Origin of the sequence: Pseudomonas sp. Marseille-Q1929, assembly GCF_017316265.1 — a bacterium.
Lineage (GTDB): Bacteria > Pseudomonadota > Gammaproteobacteria > Pseudomonadales > Pseudomonadaceae > Aquipseudomonas.
In genome coordinates this window covers 1-20,176 of the sequence record NZ_JAFLWU010000036.1, presented here as the reverse complement: position 1 = coordinate 20,176, position 20,176 = coordinate 1, and the positions used below count along the sequence as shown (strand labels likewise).

Annotated in this window: 13 protein-coding genes and 1 pseudogene; 2 read left to right on the top strand and 12 right to left on the bottom strand. The window is 63.0% G+C overall.

Features of this window, described 5'->3' with window-relative positions; translation table 11 throughout:
- Positions 1-28: 28 nt before the first annotated feature.
- The 12 genes and pseudogenes from J1G37_RS25890 to J1G37_RS25830 form a co-directional block, all read right to left on the bottom strand.
- Positions 29-238: a DUF3079 domain-containing protein gene (locus J1G37_RS25890; RefSeq protein WP_124529372.1), complete on the bottom strand. Its 210-nt coding sequence runs from the start codon at positions 236-238 to the stop codon at positions 29-31.
- A 232-nt stretch (positions 239-470) separates the two neighbouring features.
- The gene (locus J1G37_RS25885) at positions 471-2,090 is read right to left on the bottom strand and encodes a methyl-accepting chemotaxis protein (RefSeq protein ID WP_207046333.1); all 1,620 of its coding nucleotides are present in this window, start codon (positions 2,088-2,090) and stop codon (positions 471-473) included.
- Between the two features lie 67 nt (positions 2,091-2,157).
- Positions 2,158-2,853, bottom strand: a complete 696-nt coding sequence (locus J1G37_RS25880; protein WP_207046331.1) for an anaerobic ribonucleoside-triphosphate reductase activating protein — start codon at positions 2,851-2,853, stop codon at positions 2,158-2,160.
- Positions 2,853-5,027: pseudogene (locus tag J1G37_RS25870) on the bottom strand (ribonucleoside triphosphate reductase); the annotation flags it as partial. The gene J1G37_RS25880 and the pseudogene J1G37_RS25870, both read right to left, overlap by 1 nt.
- Positions 5,028-5,906: 879 nt before the next feature.
- Positions 5,907-6,893, bottom strand: a complete 987-nt coding sequence (gene moaA / locus J1G37_RS25865) for a GTP 3',8-cyclase MoaA (RefSeq protein WP_207046324.1) — start codon at positions 6,891-6,893, stop codon at positions 5,907-5,909.
- A gap of 1 nt (position 6,894) precedes the next feature.
- On the bottom strand, positions 6,895-7,788 hold the full coding sequence (locus tag J1G37_RS25860; RefSeq protein ID WP_207046323.1) for a peptidylprolyl isomerase: 894 nt from the start codon (positions 7,786-7,788) through the stop codon (positions 6,895-6,897).
- A 10-nt stretch (positions 7,789-7,798) separates the two neighbouring features.
- Complete coding sequence (narI, locus tag J1G37_RS25855) at positions 7,799-8,479, bottom strand: respiratory nitrate reductase subunit gamma (protein WP_017735788.1); 681 nt, start codon at positions 8,477-8,479, stop codon at positions 7,799-7,801.
- The gene (narJ, locus tag J1G37_RS25850) at positions 8,472-9,227 is read right to left on the bottom strand and encodes a nitrate reductase molybdenum cofactor assembly chaperone (protein ID WP_207046321.1); all 756 of its coding nucleotides are present in this window, start codon (positions 9,225-9,227) and stop codon (positions 8,472-8,474) included. Before narJ ends, narI begins: the two co-directional genes overlap by 8 nt.
- A 3-nt stretch (positions 9,228-9,230) precedes the next feature.
- On the bottom strand, positions 9,231-10,769 hold the full coding sequence (narH, locus tag J1G37_RS25845; protein WP_017735786.1) for a nitrate reductase subunit beta: 1,539 nt from the start codon (positions 10,767-10,769) through the stop codon (positions 9,231-9,233).
- A gap of 1 nt (position 10,770) precedes the next feature.
- Positions 10,771-14,544, bottom strand: coding sequence for a nitrate reductase subunit alpha (locus J1G37_RS25840; protein ID WP_207046319.1), 3,774 nt, complete (start codon positions 14,542-14,544; stop codon positions 10,771-10,773).
- A 57-nt stretch (positions 14,545-14,601) separates the two neighbouring features.
- The gene (locus J1G37_RS25835) at positions 14,602-15,999 is read right to left on the bottom strand and encodes a NarK family nitrate/nitrite MFS transporter (RefSeq protein ID WP_207046317.1); all 1,398 of its coding nucleotides are present in this window, start codon (positions 15,997-15,999) and stop codon (positions 14,602-14,604) included.
- A 2-nt stretch (positions 16,000-16,001) separates the two neighbouring features.
- Entirely contained in the window at positions 16,002-17,252 is a 1,251-nt protein-coding gene (locus J1G37_RS25830; RefSeq protein WP_207046315.1) for a nitrate/nitrite transporter, read from the bottom strand.
- A gap of 310 nt (positions 17,253-17,562) precedes the next feature.
- Here J1G37_RS25830 and J1G37_RS25825 point away from each other — a divergent pair, with 310 nt between their 5' ends.
- Positions 17,563-19,365 (top strand): HAMP domain-containing protein, encoded by a 1,803-nt coding sequence (locus J1G37_RS25825; RefSeq protein WP_207046313.1) that lies wholly within the window; start codon positions 17,563-17,565, stop codon positions 19,363-19,365.
- Positions 19,362-20,009 (top strand): two-component system response regulator NarL, encoded by a 648-nt coding sequence (gene narL / locus J1G37_RS25820; RefSeq protein WP_207046311.1) that lies wholly within the window; start codon positions 19,362-19,364, stop codon positions 20,007-20,009. The genes J1G37_RS25825 and narL overlap by 4 nt, the downstream gene beginning before the upstream one ends.
- Positions 20,010-20,176 lie beyond the last annotated feature (167 nt).

Below are 20,176 nucleotides of genomic sequence, written 5' to 3'. Positions count from 1 at the left end.
AAAGTTCTGCGACAAGGAAAAAACCCGCTCAGGCCACTGACGGTTCATCGGTCACTGGCGGCTCTGGGGCAAGTCCCCAATCGCCGTGCTCGTACCAGTCATCCCCGAGCATCTCCGCCGGGTGCATGGTGCGGTCGGCGCCATTGCCGCAGGCCAGGTCGGTCGCGGCGCAATAACGATCACAGCCCCAGCAGATGCGCTCGGGATGCTTGGGGTGCAGTGGGAAAGGCTTGGCCATGATGGGATTCCTGGCGGCGAGCAATGATTGCAACCTACCCTTATCATCAGGGCCAGACCTTGACCGACATCAAGCCGATCGGCCCCAAAGCACCTGATACATACAAATCCAAATGTGAGAGCGGGCTTGCCCGCGATAGCGTCCTGTCAGCTTGCACGTCAGCGCCTGGCAGACCGCTATCGCAGGCAAGCCAGCTCCCACACAAGCCTCCTCCTACATTTTGCTAGTGGTCCTAGACCTTGAACCGCGCCACCGTCTGGTGCAGCGCACTCGCCATCCCCGCCAGGTCATGCCCCGCCGTTTCGGTATGCAACGCACCTTGCAACACCTGCTGCGACAAGTTGCGAATCCCCACCAGGTTGCGATCCACCTCCCGCGCCACCAGCGCCTGTTCCTCGGTGGCGCTGGCAATCATCAGGTTGCGTTCGTTGATCTGCGAAATCGAGCGGGTGATTTCCTCCAGCGCTTCCCCCGAGCGTTGCGCCACGCCGAGGGTCGCCTGCACGCGCTCGCTGCTGCTGTGCATCGCCGCCACGGCGTGTTCGGTGTCTTGGCGGATATTGCCGATCATCTGCTCGATTTCCTCGGTCGAGGCCTGGGTGCGATGGGCCAGTGCACGTACTTCATCGGCCACCACCGCAAACCCGCGCCCGGCATCGCCGGCCCGTGCCGCTTCGATGGCGGCGTTGAGGGCCAGCAGGTTGGTCTGGTCGGCAATGCTGCGGATCACTTCAAGCACGCCGCTGATGTCTTGCACGCGCCCGGCCAGTTGCTGGATACGCTCCGAGGTTTCCACCACGCCGGTGGCCAGGGTGTTGATCGACGCCACGGTTTCCTGGACCTGGGCCCGCCCGCGCTGGGCCGTCTGTTCCGACAGGCGCGACGCCTCGCTGGTGCTCACCGCATTGCGCGCGACTTCATCCACGGCGGCGGTCATTTCGTTGACCGCCGTGGCCGCCTGTTCGATCTCCTGGCCCTGGGACTGCAAGCTGCCGCTGGTCTGGCTGCTGACCGCGCTGAGTTCTTCGGAAGAGCTGGCCACGCCGTCCACCGAGGCTGCGATGTGGCGCACCATCTGGTTGAGGTTCTGCTGCATATGGTGCAGGTTGCGCATCACGCTGCCGTCGGCACTGTTGCCCAACGGCACGTCGATGGTCAGGTCGCCCTCGGCGATGTGGCTCAAAACCCGCGCCACCTCATCCGGCTCGCCGCCCAACGGCCGGGTCACGCTGCGGGTGACGATCACCGCGGCCGTGACCACCAGGGCCAGGCACAGCAGGAACAGCCCGATCATGTTGCGTCGTGCCTCGTGATACAGAATCTGCGCCGCCTGTTCACGCTCGCTGAACAACCGCCCTTGCATCGCCATCAGCGCGTCCAGGCTCTTGAACACCTGCGCTTCGGCCGGCATCACCTGTTGCTTGAGCTGAGCCAGGCCCTGTTCACGGTCCCCCTGCTTGATGAGCGCCTGCACCTGGGTGAACGCCGCCACATAGGCTTCGCGATGGCTTTTCAACGTCGCGTAGGCGGCCTTGCCTTCGGCACTGTCGAGCAGCGGTTCAAGGGTGGCGAAGGCCTCGGTGATGCGCTGGCGCGTGGTGCCAATGGCGTCCTGGGCCTGCTGATTGTCCTGGTTGATCAGCAGGTCGCGGGTGTTGCGCCCGTTATCGCGCACGCCGGTGGCGATCACCATGATCGGGGCGATGCGCGGCCAATCCTGCTGCACGATCTGCTCGGATTGCAGCTTTAGGGTTGCCAGGTCGTGCAAGGCGTAAAACACCAAGCCCACCAGGGCCAGCGGCGCAATCGCGAAGCCGATGACAATGCGTTGTGCCGTGGTTAACTGCGTCATTCTTAACGTTCCTTGATGAAAGCCTGCCCACGATGGGCAGCATCTTTAAAATCCAACCGAGGGCTGATCACCCTCGCAATACAAAAGCGGGAAACAACTCGTGCAAGCGGCCCCACAATTCCGGCAAGCGGGCCTGCGCCGGTGAAGTCGCCAGTTGCGGATCGAGCATGCTCGCCGTGCGCACCATCTGTACGGCAAAGCGCTGCACACCCAAGGCCTGCAAACGCTGGGCCAGCAGCAGCAAACGTGGTGGATCGATCAAGTGCCAATGCACGGTGGTGCGGCATTCGTAATCCACACCGCTGGCCAGCAAGGTGTCGAGGCTGCGCCAATTGGCGGTGCCGCTGCCCTTGACCTGAGTGACCGACGGGCAATCCTCGGCCAGTGCCTTGACGTCAAACCCGACCCAGTCGGCATGGCGCAGGGCATTGGCAAAACCGGCGGGCTTGATCCCGGCGCTGTGCAGGCCAATGCGAAAACCCATCGCGCGCACTTCATCCATGGCCGCCGGCAAGCCTTCCTGCAAGGTCGGCTCGCCACCGCTGAACACCACCGCATCGAGCAAATCCTGGCGGCGCTGCAAAAACAGCAACACCCGGCGCCAATCCATCTCCGTGCTCGCGCGCGGCGGGATCAGGTCCGGGTTATGGCAATACCGACACCGCCAGGCACAGCCCTGGCAGAACAACACGCAGGCGAGCATGCCGGGGTAGTCGAGGGTGGTCAGGGGCACCAGGCCCCCGACCCGTAGCGCTCGACTCATTGGCGCCCGGCCACGGCGGCGGTTTCGGTGAAGTGCACGCGCTCCTTGTGTTCGGACTGCTTGCCGGGGTTGAACGCCGACACTGGCCGGTGATAACCCATCACCCGGGTCCAGACTTCGCAGCGCTGACGTTGTGGCTGGGTTGTTTGCATGGTGAATCTCCTTGGGGTTGAAAAAACTTAGTGGGCCGCGGCCAAGACCTCATCGCACTTCGGACAAAACTCGTGTTCGCCCGCGAGATAGCCGTGCACCGGGCAGATCGAAAACGTCGGCGTGACCGTGAGGTACGGCAGGCGGAAACGCCCCAGTGCCTTGCGCACCAATTGCTTGCAGGCCTGGGTCGAAGAAATCTGTTCGGCCATATAAAGGTGCAACACGGTGCCGCCGGTGTACTTGCATTGCAGTTCGTCTTGCAGCTCCAGGGCCTCGAACGGGTCCTGGGTAAAACCCACCGGCAATTGCGATGAGTTGGTGTAGTACGGCGCGACGTCGCTGCCGGCTTGCAGGATGTGCGGGTAGCGCTTGCGATCTTCCTTGGAGAAACGGTAAGTGGTGCCTTCCGCCGGCGTCGCTTCGAGGTTGTAGAGGTGGCCGGTGTCTTCCTGGAAACGCAGCAAGGTGGCACGTACATGGTCGAGCAGCTTGAGGGCGAACTCACGGCCCTGGGCGGTGTGCATGCCCTGCTCGTCGCCGCTGAAATTGCGCAGCATCTCGTGCATGCCATTGAGGCCGATGGTGGAGAAGTGATTGCGCAGCGTGCCCAGGTAGCGCTTGGTGTACGGGTAGAGGCCGGCGTCCATATGGTGCTGGATCACCTTGCGCTTGACCTCCAGGCTTTCCATCGCCAGTTGCATCAACTGGTCGAGGCGTTGCAGCAGGCCCGAGGTATCGCCCTTGAACAGATAACCCAGGCGCGCGCAGTTGATGGTCACCACGCCCAGGCTGCCGGTCTGCTCCGCCGAACCGAACAAACCACCGCCGCGTTTGAGCAACTCGCGCACGTCCAATTGCAGGCGGCAGCACATCGAGCGCACCTGGTTGGGCTGCATATCGGAATTGAGGAAGTTCTGGAAATACGGCAAGCCATAGCGTGCCGTCATCTCGAACAGGCGATCGGCGTTGGCGCTGTCCCAGGGGAAATCATGGGTGATGTTGTAGGTCGGAATCGGGAAGGTGAACACCCGGCCCTTGGCGTCCCCGGCCTGCATCACTTCGATGTAGGCGCGGTTGATCAGCTCCATTTCGTCTTGCAGGTCGCCATAGGCGAACGGCATTTCTTCACCGCCGATCACCGGGACTTGCTCGCGCAGATCCTCGGGGCACACCCAGTCGAACGTGAGGTTGGTGAACGGCGTCTGGGTGCCCCAGCGCGACGGCACGTTGAGGTTGTAGATGAACTCCTGCACCGCCTGGCGCACTTCGGGGTAGCTCAGTTGATCCTTGCGCACATAGGGCGCCAGGTAGGTGTCGAACGAGCTGAATGCCTGGGCGCCGGCCCATTCGTTTTGCAGGGTGCCGAGGAAGTTGACCATCTGCCCCAGCGCGCTGCTCAAGTGCTTGGGCGGCCCCGCCTCGACCCGCCCTGGTACGCCGTTGAGGCCTTCGTGCAGCAACGAACGCAGCGACCAGCCGGCGCAGTATCCGGCGAGCATGTCGAGGTCGTGGATATGCAGGTCGGCCTCACGGTGGGCGCGGCCGATCTGTTCGCTGTAGACCTCGTCCAGCCAGTAATTGGCGGTGACTTTGCCCGCGACATTGAGTACCAGGCCGCCGAGGGAATAGCCCTGGTTGGCGTTGGCCTGGACGCGCCAGTCTTCGCGGTCGAGGTATTCGTTCATGGAGGTGGCGACTTCTACCAGGGTCTTGCGGTCGCGGCGCAGGCGGCCGTGTTGTTCGCGGTAGACGATGTAGGCGCGCATTGAGCGGAAGTGGCCGGCGTCCATTAATACGCGTTCGACGCTGTCCTGGATTTGTTCTACGTCCAGTTGTTCGATGCCTCTTAGGCGGGCCAACACGGCGCCCAGTAGTAAGTCGGCTTCGGTGGGTTGGTATTCGGTGGTGGCGTTGCCGGCGGCGATCAGGGCTTGGCGGATTTTTTCGGCGTCGAAGGGGGCCAGGGTGCCGTCGCGCTTGTGGAGGTGGGTGCTGGCCAGCGGGGTGAGAGCGGTTTGCATTGGGGGGCTCCTAGCACTACATATAGATGTTTTTTTCTGATTTGGCACAAGATGCAGTGATCGTACGGAGATTGGTTTCGGGGACCATTGATCGGGGTCAAGTTTTTTTAGATCGGGTGTATATCCGTTTCTTTGGTAACGGCGGCTTATGGTTCCGCCCTTACGGCGGCTCACTTTTGAAGAGCGCAAAAGTAAGCAAAACGCTCTTGCCCCAACACTCGGTGCCTCGCCTAGGCTCGGCATGCCCGTAATCCGACATGGATTTGGGGGGCCGCCGCCACGCGCCATCCATGGCGCGGGGCGGCTAAACCGGCATCCCTGCCGGTTTACCCCCCAAATCCATGCCGAATTCCGGCCAGCGTGTTTAACGGGGCGCCTAAGATCAAAATCAAAAACACAGCGAGGCGGCCTAGTAGCCGACCTGATTGATGAAGCGTGCGCGTTTCCCTGTGGGAGCTGGCTTGCCTGCGATGGCATCAACTGGGTTTGCCTGATGTACCGAGTTGTCTGCATCGCAGGCAAGCCAGCTCCCACAGTTGCCGGTTCCCACAGTTGAAGGGTGAGCGACACAAAAAATCGGTCGGCTTTAAGGCCGCCGCGCTTTTGCTTTGATCTTACTTGCCCCGTCAAACACGCTGGCCGAACGCAGGCTTGAATCCGTGGGCAACCCGGCAGGACGCCGGGTTAGCCGCCCTGCGCCATGGATGGCGCATGGCGGCGGCCCACGGATTCAAGCCGGAGCGAGGGCATGCCGAGCCTAGGCGAGGCACCGAGTGTTGGGGCAAGAGCCCTTTGGTTACTTTGGGGCTTTTCCAAAGTGACCCGCTGTAAGAGCGGAACCATAAGCCGCCGTTACCTAAATAACGGATATGTACCCAATCAACCCCCACTAACACTCATAAACCGCACCACCTGCACCTCCCCCGCCCCAGTAAATTCATGCCGCAACGGCTTCCCCTTCAATGCACCCACCAACGCTTCAACCACCGGTCCATCATCCACCGGAGACCCCCTAAGCAACCCCCGCAAATCCACCGAATCCTCCTGCCCCAAACACAACAAAAGCCTCCCCTCCACCGTCACCCGCACCCGATTACAACTCCCACAAAAAATATGCGAATTAGGCGATATAAACCCGATCCGGGTCTGAGGATGCCGCACCAACCGCACATACCGCGCCGGCCCCCCACTCGTCTCAGCGCTGTCAAGCAACTCATACTCCCGCGCGATCACCGCACGCACTTCATCACTGGCACAAAACGTCTCCCCCCGCGACCGCCCCACATCCCCCAGGGGCATTTCCTCGATAAAACTGATATCGATCCCCCGTTCAACGGCGTACCGCACCAACCCCGGCACCTCATCAAAGTTGCGCCCCTTCATCACCACGCAGTTGAGCTTGACCCGCTCAAACCCCGCCCCACTGGCCGCATCGATCCCATCCAGCACCTGGCGCAAATCACCGTTGCGAGTGATCGCCCGAAACCGCTCAGGATCAAGACTGTCGAGACTGATATTCATCCGCTTGACCCCCGCCTCCACCAACGGCTGCGCCAACCGCGCCAGCTGCGAGCCATTGCTGGTCATCACCAGCTCACGCAAGCCCGGCAGTGCCGCAATGTTGCGGCACAAGCCGACAATCCCCGGACGGATCAGCGGTTCCCCACCGGTGAGGCGGATCTTGCGCACACCCTGCCCCACAAACAGCGCAGCCAGGCGTTCCAGCTCTTCCAGGCTCAGCACCTGTTGGCGCGGCAGGAAGGTCATGGTTTTCGCCATGCAGTACACACAGCGAAAATCACAGCGATCGGTCACCGACAAGCGCAGGTAGTCAATCGAACGGCCAAGCCCATCCACCAGGCTCATGTCACTGCACCAACGGCGAGTCGGCGCCCTGCAAGGCGAGGCCACGGATGTCTGCCGCGCCAATCAAGGTGTGCAGGTATTGCACCAGTGCCTTCTGCCACACGCCTTGCTGCAACTGGGTGCGGATCGCGCCAGCCACTGCCTCATAAGGCAACGGCTGGCCTTCGACGCGCTGGTCGATGCTGATCACGTGCCAGCCGTAGCGGCTTTCCAGGGGTTTGTCGGCCAGGCCCGGTGCCAGGGTGAACAGCTGGCGCTCCAGTTCCGGCACGGTCTGGCCCTTGCTGATCTGGCCCAGCGAACCGCCCTGGGCCTTGGACGGACACGCCGAGTACTTGAGGGCCAACTCGGCAAAGCTGCCGGGGGCTTGCGCCAGGCTCAGCAGGAGGATTTCCGCCTGCACATGGGCCATCTGCCGCGCCTCGGCGTCGTCCGGAGCGCACTCGAGGAGGATGTGCCGCACCGCCAGCAACGGCGCGCTGTGGAAGCGTCCGCGATTGCTGTCGAAGTAGTGCAGGCAGGTTGCCTCGTCGCACTGCGGCACGCTGATTTCACGCTCCAGCAGCAAGCGTGTGGCCGCTTCTTCTTCGTTCTCGCCGGGGGCAATGTCCACCGCCAGGCCGAGTGCGCCGATGCGCTGCTGCAACAGCTCGCGGATCACCAGCGCGCGGGCGGCCAGGTACACCGCCGACTCGCGGCTTTCGGCCGGGTGATATTGCAACTCCAGGGCCATCGCCTCCGGCGTGATCAGCACGCCGTTGACGCTGACGATGGGCCATTCCTGTTCACTGCTGGCGATCAATTCAGGCGCCACCTCTGCCACTTCCACCACCTCGACGTCCGGCACTGGCACCGACGAACCGCAACCTCCGCCACATCCGCATCCTGTTGTCATGACCGTCTCCTCACGACTTCTGCCGCACGATTTGATAACGCCGCCCCAGGTACCAGATCGGCGCGCTGACCACGTGCACCAAGCGGGTAAACGGGAACAGCACGAACAAGGTCAGGCCCAGCGCCACATGGGCCTTGTAGATCAGCGACACCGGCGCAATCGCCGCCGCCGCTTCCACCGGCCGCAGCAGCACCACGTTCTGCGCCCAGTCGGCGAGCATCACCATCACCGAGCCGTCCATATGGCCGGTGGACGCGACGATGGTCAGCAAGCCCAGCAGCAATTGCGCGAGCAGCACCAGCAGGATGAGGATGTCCGACGCACTCGACGTCGCCCGCACCCGTGGATCGCTGAGGCGGCGCTTGACCAGCATCAACAGACCCACCAGGCACAGCAGGCCGAAAAAACCACCAGAGACCATCGCCAGCAACTGCTTGTTCTCAGTGCTGATGACGTGGTGGTACACCGACGCCGGCGTGAGCAGGCCGACAAAATGCCCAGCCAATACAAACAGCACGCCGATATGGAACAGGTTGCTCGCCACGCGCATGCCACGGTTGTTAAGCATCTGGCTGGAGCCGGCCTTCCAGGTGTACTGCGCCAGGTCGAACCGCGCCCAGCTGCCCAACAGGCAGATCGCCAGGGCGACGTAGGGATAAACCCCGAATACCAGCAAATTCCACTTAGACATTACCCACCTCCCCGGCCGGCACGGCGGCCGGCCCTTGCTGCTGAAAATCCACCCAGTGCAACGGCACGGCGCTTTCTTCGCGGGCCTTGCCCGGTGTGCTCGGCAGTGCGCTGCAACGGTCCTGCTGCTCGGCCTGCATAAAGTCCACCGCCTCTTCTTCCCAGACCTTGTCAAGGGCTTCAAGGGAGTCGTCACGCGGCTCGGCGGCCACCTGCGCACGCACCTCGGCCACCGCCTGGTGCGGCTCGGCGCCGGCGATCTGCAACAGCGCGCGGAAGCAACTGGCGTAGGCGCTCTCGCGCTCTTCCAGACGCGCGCCGAGCAAGGCCAACAGGTGCGCCACATCCGCCAGGCCCTCACGGGCCTCGATGTCTTCGCGGGTGGACAAGAACTCCAGGTACAGCGGGATGTAGTCCGGCAGTTCCTTGACGCCGATGGCAAACCCGGCCGCCTCGTACTGGGCCATCATGTCCACCATGGCCTGGCCACGGTCGCGGGATTCGCCGTGCACGTGCTCAAACAACAGCAGCGACAACGAGCGCCCACGGCCAAACAGCGCGCCGTAGTGTTCCTGGCCGTCCATCAGGTCGTTGGCGCAGATCAGCTCCAGCAACTCGAACAACGCACCGCGTTGCTTGGGGCTGATTTCCCGCGATTCGATAATCGCCTGCTCCAACTCATCGCGGCCGTTCACCAGGCGTTCGGTGGGGTAGTCCAGCAGCAGTGAAATCACTTTGAGAATGCGCATGGCTCAGTCCTCCCAGATCTGTACGGTTTTCAACACGTCGCGGCGGTTGGCCTTCTTCGCGCCAAACATATTGGTGTCGGAACTGCCGCTGCAGCCGCTGCCAAAGCTGAAGCCACAACCGGAACGCTCGGCGAACGCGTCGCTCATGGCGTCTTCGCGGTGGGCGCTGGGCACGACAAAGCGGTCCTCGTAATTGGCGATGGCCAGGTAGCGGTACATCTCTTCCACCTGGGGCACGCTCAGGCCGACGTCTTCGAGCACTTGCAGGTCCTGCACGCCGTCCACTTGCTGGGAGCGCTTGAACGCACGCATGGCCAACAGGCGTTTCAGGGCACGCTTGACCGGTTTTTCATCGCCCGCCGTGAGCATGTTGGCCAGGTAACGCAGGGGGATGCGCAGGCTGTCGACATCCGGGATCACGCCGTTCATGCCCACGGTGCCGGCAGCGGCGGCGTTCTGGATCGGCGACAGCGGCGGCACGTACCAGACCATCGGCAAGGTGCGGTATTCGGGGTGCAACGGCAGCGCGAGCTTCCAGTCCACGGCCATTTTGTACACCGGCGAACGCTGCGCCGAGTCAATCACCGACTGCGGCACGCCATCGGCCAGGGCCTGGCGGATCACCGCGGGGTCGTTGGGGTCGAGGAAAATCTCCAGCTGCTTCTCGTACAGGTCCTGCTCACTGGCGGTACTTGCCACTTCGCTGATGCGGTCGGCGTCGTAGAGCAACACGCCGAGGTAGCGGATGCGGCCGACGCAGGTTTCAGCGCACACGGTAGGCATACCGGCTTCGATGCGCGGGTAGCAGAAGATGCACTTCTCGGATTTGCCGCTCTTCCAGTTGAAGTAGATCTTCTTGTACGGGCAGCCGCTGATGCACATGCGCCAGCCACGGCACTTCTCCTGGTCGATCAGCACGATGCCGTCTTCTTCACGCTTGTAGATCGCGCCGCTGGGGCACGACGCCGCGCACGCCGGGTTGAGGCAGTGCTCGCACAGGCGCGGCAGGTACATCATGAAGGTGTTTTCGTACTCGCCGTAGATGTCGGCCTGGATCTGGTCGAAGTTCTTGTCCTTGCGCCGCTTGGCAAACTCGGTGCCGAGGATTTCTTCCCAGTTGGGACCCCACTCGATTTTCTGCATGCGCTTGCCCGACACCACCGAACGCGGGCGTGCGGTGGGCTGGTGTTCACCCAACGGCGCGGTATGCAGGTGCTGATAGTCGAAGTCGAACGGCTCGTAGTAGTCGTCCAGGCCCGGCAGGTCGGGGTTGGCAAACAGGTTGGCGAGCACGCGGAACTTGCCGCCGATACGCGGGTTGATGCTGCCGTTGGCGTTGCGCACCCAACCGCCCTTCCACTTGTCCTGGTTCTCCCACTCCTTGGGGTAGCCGATGCCGGGTTTGGACTCAACGTTGTTGAACCAGGCGTATTCCATGCCTTCGCGGCTGGTCCATACGTTTTTGCAGGTGATCGAGCAGGTGTGGCAGCCGATGCATTTGTCCAGGTTGAGGACCATGCCGATTTGTGAGCGGATTTTCATCTCAGTTCTCCTCGATATCAGTCGGCAATGGGCGTGGCAGGTCATCGCCGTGGGAGCCATCGAGCCAGTCGACCTTGGCCATCTTGCGCACCACGACAAACTCGTCGCGGTTGCAACCGACCGTGCCGTAATAGTTGAAACCGTAGGCCTGCTGGGCATAGCCGCCGATCATGTGGGTCGGCTTGAGCACCACGCGGGTCACCGAGTTGTGATGGCCGCCACGGGTCTTGGTGGTTTCCGAACCGGGCACGTTCACGATGCGTTCCTGGGCGTGGTACATCATCACCATGCCTTCCTTGACCCGCTGGCTGACCACCGCGCGGGCGGTCAGTGCGCCGTTGACGTTGAAGCATTCGATCCAGTCGTTGTCCTCGATGCCGGCGCGCTTGGCGTCGATTTCCGAGAGCCACACAATCGGCCCGCCACGGCTGAGGGTGAGCATCAGCAGGTTGTCGCTGTAGGTGCTGTGGATGCCCCACTTCTGGTGCGGGGTGATCCAGTTCAGCACGATCTCCGGCTCGCCATTGCTGCGCTTGCCCTTCACGCCTTCGATGGTGCGGGTGTTGACCGGCGGCCGATAGCTCATCAGTTGCTCGCCGAAGGCCTGCATCCACGGGTGGTCCTGGTAGAACTGCTGGCGGCCGGTGATGGTGCGCCATGGAATGTTTTCATGGACGTTGGTGTAGCCGGCGTTGTAGCTCACGTGCTCGTCTTCGAGGCCCGACCAGGTGGGGCTGGAAATGATCTTGCGCGGCTGCGCCTGGATATCGCGGAAACGGATGGCTTCGTGGGCCTTGGAAATCGCCAGGTGGCTGTGGTCGATACCGGTGAATTCCGACAGCGCGGCCCAGGCTTTCAAGGCGACCTTGCCGTTGGTTTCCGGGGCCAGGGACAGGATCACCTCGGCCGCGTCGATGGCCGTGTCGATCTTCGGCCGGCCGTGGCTGATGCCCGCATCCCCTTCGTGATGATTCAGTTCGCCGAGAAACTCGACTTCTTCCTCGGTGTTCCAGTTGATGCCCTTGCCGCCGTTGCCGAGTTTTTCCAGCAATGGGCCGAGGGAGCTGAATTGCTTGTAGATGTTCGGGTAGTCACGCTCCACCACCGCCATGTTCGGCGCGTTCTTGCCGGGTACCGGCGCCACGCCAGCGCTTTTCCAGTCGGTGCCGCCAAAGGGCTGGGCCAGTTCGCCGACGCTGTCATGCATCAGCGGCACGGTGACCAGGTCTTTTTCCACACCGAGGTGCCCGACCGCCATGGCGGAAAAGGTCTTGGCGATGCCTTTGTAGATTTCCCAGTCGGAGCGCGACTCCCACGCCGGGTCGATGGCGGCCGACAACGGGTGGATAAACGGGTGCATGTCCGAGGTGTTCATGTCGTCTTTTTCGTACCAGGTGGCGGTCGGCAAGACGATGTCGGAATACACGCAGGTGGACGACATGCGGAAGTCCAGGGTGGTCACCAGGTCGAGCTTGCCGATGGCGCCGTCGTCGACCCATTCGGCTTCGGTGGGTTTGCTTTCGCCGCCAAAGCCGATGTCTTCGTTCATCACGCCGTTCTTGGTGCCCAGCAGGTACTTGAGCATGTACTCATGGCCCTTGCCCGACGAGCCAAGCAGGTTGGAGCGCCAGATAAACATGTTGCGCGGGAAGTTCACCGGGCTGTCCGGTTGCTCGCAGGCAAAACGCAAGGAGCCGTCCTGCCAGGACTTGACCACGTAGTCTTTGGGGTCCATACCGGCGGCGGCCGCTTCACGGCAGATATGCAGCGGGTTGCGGTTGAGTTGCGGCGCGCTGGGCAGCCAGCCGGCGCGTTCGGCGCGGATGTTGTAGTCCAGGGCGTGGGTGGGGAACTGGGACTTGTCTGCCAGGGGCGAGAGCACGTCGTGCATGTTCATTTTTTCGTGGCGCCACTGCGAGCTGTGGCCGTAGAAGAAGCTGGTGCCGTTCATCTGGCGTGGTGGGCGGTTCCAGTCCAGGCCGAAGGCCAGGGGCAGCCAGCCGCATTGCGGGCGCAGTTTTTCCTGGCCGACATAGTGGGCCCAGCCACCGCCGGTCTGGCCGACACAGCCACAGAGCATGAGCATGTTGATCAGGCCACGGTAGTTCATGTCCATGTGGTACCAGTGGTTCATCGCCGCGCCGACGATAATCATCGAGCGGCCACGGGTCTTGTCGGCGTTGTCGGCGAACTCGCGGGCGATCTGGATCGCCTTCTCGCGGCTGACGCCGGTGATCGCCTCCTGCCACGCCGGAGTGCCCGGCACGCTGGCGTCGTCGTAGTCCCTGGCCACATTGCTGCCGCCCAGGCCACGGTCGATGGCCAGGTTGGCCGCCGACAGGTCGAACACCGTGGCGACCTTGGCCACGCTGCCATCGGCCAGCACCACGCTGTGCACCGGCACACGGCGGAACTGCACGGCTTCACCGGCCACGTGCTGGAAGTGTTCGTGGGCTTCACCGGCAAAATACGGGAAGGCCACTTCGGCAACGTCGTCGCCGATCAGGCTGAGCTTGAGGTCGATGGCGCGGCCTTCACCGCCCTCTTTGGCGAGGATGTTCCACTTGCCCTTCTCGCCCCAGCGGTAGCCGATGGCGCCCTGTGGCGAGACCAGCGCGCCGCTTTCGTCGAGGGCGATGGTTTTCCATTCCGGGTTGTTGTCCTGGCCGAGGTTGTCGATCAGGTCCGAGGCGCGCAGGAAGCGGTCGGGCTGGAAGCCTGCGCCCGGGGCAAAACCGGTGACGGGCTTGAGCATCACCAGCACCGGCAAGTCGGTGTAGCGCTTGGCGTAGTCAGTGAAATACGGGCTCGGGTGGTCGAGGTGAAATTCCTTGAAGATCACATGGTTGAAGGCCTGGGCCAACGCGGCGTCGGTGCCCTGCTTGGGGTTGAGCCACAGGTCGGTGAGCTTGGCCACTTCCGAATAGTCGGGGGTGATGGCCACGGTCTTGGTGCCCTTGTAGCGCACCTCGGTGAAGAAGTGCGCGTCGGGGGTGCGGGTCTGCGGGACGTTGGAGCCCCAGGCAATGATGTAGTTGGAGTTGTACCAGTCGGCCGATTCCGGCACGTCGGTCTGCTCGCCCCACACCATCGGCGAGGCCGGTGGCAGGTCGCAGTACCAGTCGTAGAAACTCAGGCACACGCCGCCCAGCAACGACAGGTAACGGGAACCGGCGGCGTAGCTGACCATGGACATGGCCGGGATCGGCGAGAAGCCGACAATGCGGTCCGGCCCGTATTGCTTGATGGTGTAGACGTTGGAGGCGGCGATGATCTCGTTCACCTCCTCCCAGTTGGACCGGATAAACCCGCCCATGCCACGCTTGCTCTTGTACGACTCGGCCTTGGCCTTGTCCTCGACAATGCTCGCCCAGGCCTCCACCGGCGCCAGGGTCAGGCGCGCTTCACGCCACAGCTTGAGCAGCGGCTTGCGGATCTTCGGGTACTTGAGGCGGTTGGCGCTGTAGATGTACCAGCTGTAGCTCGCACCGCGCGGGCAGCCACGGGGCTCGTGGTTGGGCAGGTCGTTGCGGGTGCGCGGGTAGTCGGTCTGCTGGGTTTCCCAGGTGATCAGGCCGTTCTTCACGTAGATCTTCCACGAGCAGGAACCGGTGCAGTTCACCCCGTGGGTGGAGCGCACGATCTTGTCGTACTGCCAGCGCGAACGGTAGACGTTTTCCCAGTCGCGGGACTCCTTGCGGGTCTCGCCGTGGCCGTCGGAGAACTCGTCTTGCTTGCGGTTGAAGAACCGCAGTTGATCCAGTAAGTGACTCATGATGCTTTCCTCATCAGGCGTGCCGTGGGGTGCGTTGCCCCGCGAATTCGTGGTCGATCAGCAGGGTGTGGCGCAGCCTTTGCGGGCGTACCACCACCAGGTCACGACGATGCAGCTCAGGTAGAAACCGACAAACAGGTAGAAGGCCATGGCCGGGCTGCCGGTGGCGGCCATGGAGGTGCCGAAGGTCTTGGGGATGAAAAACGCGCCGAACGCGCCCATGGCCGAGCTGAAACCCAGCACGGCGGCGGATTCCTTGCCGGCGTCCTTCAAGGCTTGTTCACGCACGGCGGCCGGTTGGCCGGCGCTGGCGTTTTCGTGAACGGTGCGGAAGATCACCGGGATCATGCGGAAGGTGGAGCCGTTGCCGATGCCGGTGGTAATGAACAGCAGCATGAACAGGCCCAGGAAGCCGTAGAAGTTGCCCGCCTCACCCTGCTGCGGCAAAAAGTGCAGCACGCCGAAGACCATCACGATCATCAACACGAAGTTCCACAGGGTCACCCGTGCGCCGCCCAGTTTGTCCGCCAGCCAGCCGCCCAACGGGCGTACCAGGGCGCCCACCAGCGGGCCGAGGAAGGCGAATTTCAGCGCGACCACTTCGGGAAACGAGGTCTTGATCAGCAACGGGAACGCCGCCGAGAAGCCGATGAACGAGCCGAAGGTCGCCAGGTACAACCAGCACATCAGCCAGTTGTGCTTGCGCTTGAAGATCACCGCCTGGTCGCTGAACGACGCGCGGGCGCTGGACAGGTCATTCATGCCGAACCACGCCGCCACGGTGACGATAAGGATGAACGGCACCCAGATGAACCCGGCATTCTGCAACCACAACTGGCTGCCGTCCGCCAGGGTTTGCGGCTGGCCACCGAGCGCGCCGAACGCAGCAAAGGTGATCACCAGCGGCACGCAGAACTGCATCACCGACACCCCCAGGTTGCCGAGGCCGGCGTTCAAGCCGAGGGCGGTGCCCTGCTGGGACTTGGGGTAGAAAAAGCTGATGTTGGACATGCTGGAGGCGAAGTTGCCGCCACCAAACCCGCAGAGCAAGGCGATCAGCACAAACACGCTGTACGGGGTGCTCGGGTCTTGCACCGCGAAGCCCATCCACAGCGACGGCAGCAGCAAGGATGCGGTGCTCAGGGCCGTCCAGCGGCGCCCGCCGAAGATCGGCACCATGAACGAATAGAACACCCGCAACGTCGCACCCGACAGGCCCGGCAATGCAGCCAGCCAGAACAGCTGGTCAGTGGTAAAGCTGAAGCCGATGGCGTTGAGGCGCACGATCACCGTGCTCCACACCATCCACACCGCAAACGCCAGCAACAGCGCGGGGATCGAGATCCACAGGTTACGGGTCGCGGTCTTCTTGCCGCTGGCGCCCCAGAACGCCGGGTCTTCGGGGCGCCAGTCGTGGATCACCGGGCCCGAGTCGGGCTTTTGCGCGATAGACATGATCATTCTCCTCTGCCGGCTCGTTTGCCGAGCAACGGCTGTTTGCGGATTTCGCTGAGGTACATCCAGGTCAGGGACACCCAGACCACGCCGTACATCAACATGAAGCAGGAAGAGCGCACGCCGGTGAGGTCCACCAGGGCGCCGAACATAATCGGCAGCACAAAGCCGCCCAGGCCACCGGCCAGGCCGACGATGCCGGACACCGCGCCCATGTTGTGCGGGTAGTCATTGGCGATGTATTTGAAGACCGAGGCCTTGCCGAACGCGAAGGCGATGCCCATCACAAACAGCAACACGGTGAACAGCGTGGGGTTGAGGCCGATGTGGAAATCCAGGGGGCCGTTGACGGTCATCACTTGCAGTTGGGTCTGCGGATAGCTGAGCAGGAACAGGCAGATCCAGCTCACCCACAGCACCCACCAGGTCACGCTTTGCGCGCCCCAGCGGTCAGACATCCAACCGCCCACCGCGCGCAGCACACCGCCGGGCAGGGAGAAACACGCCGCCAGCAGCGCGGCGCTTTGCAGGCTGAAACCGTATTCCTGCACGTAGTACTTGGTCACCCACAGGGCCAGCGCCACGTAGCCGCCGAAGACAATCGAGTAGTACTGGCAGTAGCGCCACACGGCCGGGTCTTTCAGGCAGGCCAACTGCTCACGCAGGGTCGCGCCACCGGCACTGCGGTGCGCCTTGTTTTCGCTGGTGAGAAACCAGAACAGCAGCGCGGTGATAAACAGGATCGCGCTGAACACCTTGGGCACCAGGTGCCAGGTACCGAGGGCAATCAGCGCCGGGGCGAGAAACTTGGTCACCGCCGCCCCGGCATTGCCGGCGCCGAACACGCCCATGGCGAAGCCCTGGTTGTCCTTGTCGAACCATTTGGCGACGTAGGCGATGCCCACCGAAAACGAGCCACCCGCCAGGCCGACAAACAGGCCAAGCACGAGGAACTGCCAATAGGCGGTGGCGTAGGTGATCAGGTACAGCGGCAGTACGCAGACCAGCATCAGCAGGAAAAACACGATGCGCCCGCCGAAGCGATCGGTCAGCAGGCCCAGCGGGAGGCGCACCAGGGAACCGGTCAGCACCGGCGTGGCGGCCAGCAGGCCGAACTGGGTTTCGTTGAGTTGCAGCAGGTCTTTGATCGGCACGCCGAGCACGGCGAACATCATCCACACCATAAAGCAGACGGTGAAGGCCAAGGTGCTCATGCCCAGCACCAGGCCTTGTCGCAGACGGGGTTGAGTCACGGTATGCGCTCCAGAAAGTGATTCCATGAGCGCAGGTTAGGGGCGACACCCCCGCAGAACTTGACCCAGATCAACGTGGGCCGGGTGGGTATGGGGCTATGCTGGCCCCGTCTACCTCCAAGGAGGTAGTCAAAAAATCAAGAGAAAGCCTTTATTTATCAATGGATTGCTCTCTTGTGCCGGCTTTTATCCGTGGGAGGGTTCGCCGGCAATTCTTTAGAGGTAGTGCGCCAGGGAAGGCCACGTTCAACCCCCTTTCCCGCTCCAGGTGCAAGCATGCTGCTCCCCCACTCCGTTCGATTGCGCCGTCATGCTTGACTGGCTGCGCAGCTCCCTGCCCGCCCGCGCCGGCCTGGCGGTGATCCTGATCGCCATCCTGGCGCTGGCCAGTTCCCTCAGTGCCGGGCTGATCGCCTGGTTCAGCCAGGGCGACGCCGCCGCGATCAACACCGCCGGTTCGGTACGCATGGAGACCTACCACCTCAGCTGGAAACTCGCCGCTGGCGCACGCCCGGATGAAATCGCCGAGGTCAGCCAGAGCCTGCAACGGCGCCTCGACAGTCAATCCCTCAAGGCGGTGCTCGAAGATGGTCCGCAAAGCGCCCTGTTGCAGAGTTACCAGCAGATCCAGCAACGCTGGAACGATGAACTGCGCCCGGCGATAATGCGCGGCGACGCGGCGCTGTCCCAGGCCCAGGCACCGGCGTTTGTCGAGCAACTGAACCGGTTCGTCAGCCTGTTGCAGCAACAGAGCGAGCACAAGCAAGGCTGGCAGCAGGCGATCCAGGGCCTGGCGCTGTTCAGCACCTTGATCATCCTGCTGCTGGGCCTGTACGAGTTGCAGTACGGCGTGGTCACGCCGCTGCAAGAACTGGTGCACGCCACCCGGCGCTTTCGTGACGGTGACTACAAGACCCGGGTCAACCACCGCTCCGACGACGAGTTGGGCCAACTGGCCCTGAGCTTCAACGCCATGGCCGAGACCATCGAAGCGTCCCATCGCACCCTCGAAAGCCAGGTGCAGCTCAAGACCCTCAACCTGCAACAAGCCAACGCCGCCCTGGAACTGCTGTACCAGAGCAGCAGCAGCCTGGCCACGCGCCTGGCCAATGCCGAAGGCCTCGATGAACTGATCCGGCGCTTCCAGAAACGCTTGCCGGGGCTGCGCTTGTCGCTGTGCCTGCAAGGCCACTTCCTCGCCCCGGCCCAGCAGATGCTCGCCCTGCACGGCGAGCACAGCCGCAACGTCTGCGCGATTGGCGATTGCGCCACCTGCGAGCGCGCCCACGTCGCGCCGCCGCAGGTGTTCAGCATCAGCAACCAGGGCGCCGAACTGGGTGAGCTCAAGGCGCACTTCCTCGACGGCCATGCGCCCCAGGACTGGGAGCAACAATTGATCCAGGCCCTGGCCAACCTGATCGGCACCTCGCTGTCCCTCAAGCGCCAGCGCGAGCAGGACCACCGCCTGCTGCTGTTGGATGAGCGCACCATCATCGCCCGCGAACTGCACGACTCTCTGGCCCAGGCGCTGTCGTACATGAAGCTGCAAGTGAGCCGCATGCAAACCCTGATCCGCCGTGGCGAACCGGTAGAGAGCCTGGCCAGCGTCACCGCCGAACTGCGCGATGGCCTGAACAACGCCTACCGCCAACTGCGTGAATTGCTCACCACCTTTCGCTTGCAGATCCACGACGCCGGGCTGGTGCAAGAGCTGCAAGACACCGCCGCCGAATTCTCCCAGCGCGGCGAGTTCCAGGTGCACCTGCATGTGGACGCGCTGGCGTTCCAGCTATCGGCCAGCGAGCAGATCCACCTGTTGCAGATCACCCGCGAGGCGCTGTCCAACTGCCTGCGCCACGCCCATGCGCAGAATGCCTGGCTGCAACTGCGCCAAGTCGGCGAGACCGTCAGCCTGAGCATCGACGACGACGGCCGTGGTTTTTGCGGCGACGTCGACCGGCGCGAACACCACGGCCTGACCATCATGGACGAACGCGCGCGCAGCCTGCACGGCCACCTCGACATCAGCCCCCGCGAGCCCCAGGGCACCCGGGTGCAGCTGCGTTTCCAGCCGGAATTCCTCGGCCATTCCCTACAAGGCACCGCCCCATGAACACCGCCACCCGCCACCGTATCCTGCTGGTTGACGATCACCCGATGATGCGCCACGGCATGCGCCAGATTCTCGAACTGGAAGACGACCTGCACGTGGTCGGCGAGGCCGGCAACGGCCAGGAAGCCCTCGACCAGATCGCCAGCCTGCAACCGGACCTGGTGTTGCTGGACAACAACATGCCGCACATGAACGGCCTGGAAACCCTGCGTCGGCTGCGGGCCATGGACTATGCGGGCAAGGTGTTGCTGTTTACCGTGTCCGACGCTGAAGACGATGTGCGCGATGCATTGCGCCTGGATGCCAATGGGTATTTGCTCAAGGACATGGAGCCGGAACTGGTGGTGGAGTTTATTCGTGATGCGTTGCATGGCGCCCTGGTGATCAGCCCCGGGTTGACCCGTGTGCTGGCTCAGGCGTTGCGCTCGCCGCAGCCCCATGCGGCGGTGGAATTGACTGAGCGGGAGCGGCAGGTGCTGCGCACGATTGCCAGTGGGTATAGCAACAAGGTGATTGGGCATAAGTTGGGGATTACGGAGGGGACGGTGAAGGTGCATGTGAAGAATGTGCTGCACAAGCTGGGGTTGAGGTCGCGGGTGGAGGCGGCGGTTTGGGCTATGGAGCATTTGCGGCAGGTGGGGTGAGTGGCCCTGGGTACATATCCGTTATTTGGGTAACGGCTGATATTGGTTCCGCCCTTACGGCGGGTCACTTTGGAAAAGAGCCCCAAAGTAACCAAAGGGCTCTTGCCCCAACACTCGGTGCCTCGCCTAGGCTCGGCATGCCCGTAATCCGACATGGATTTGGGGGG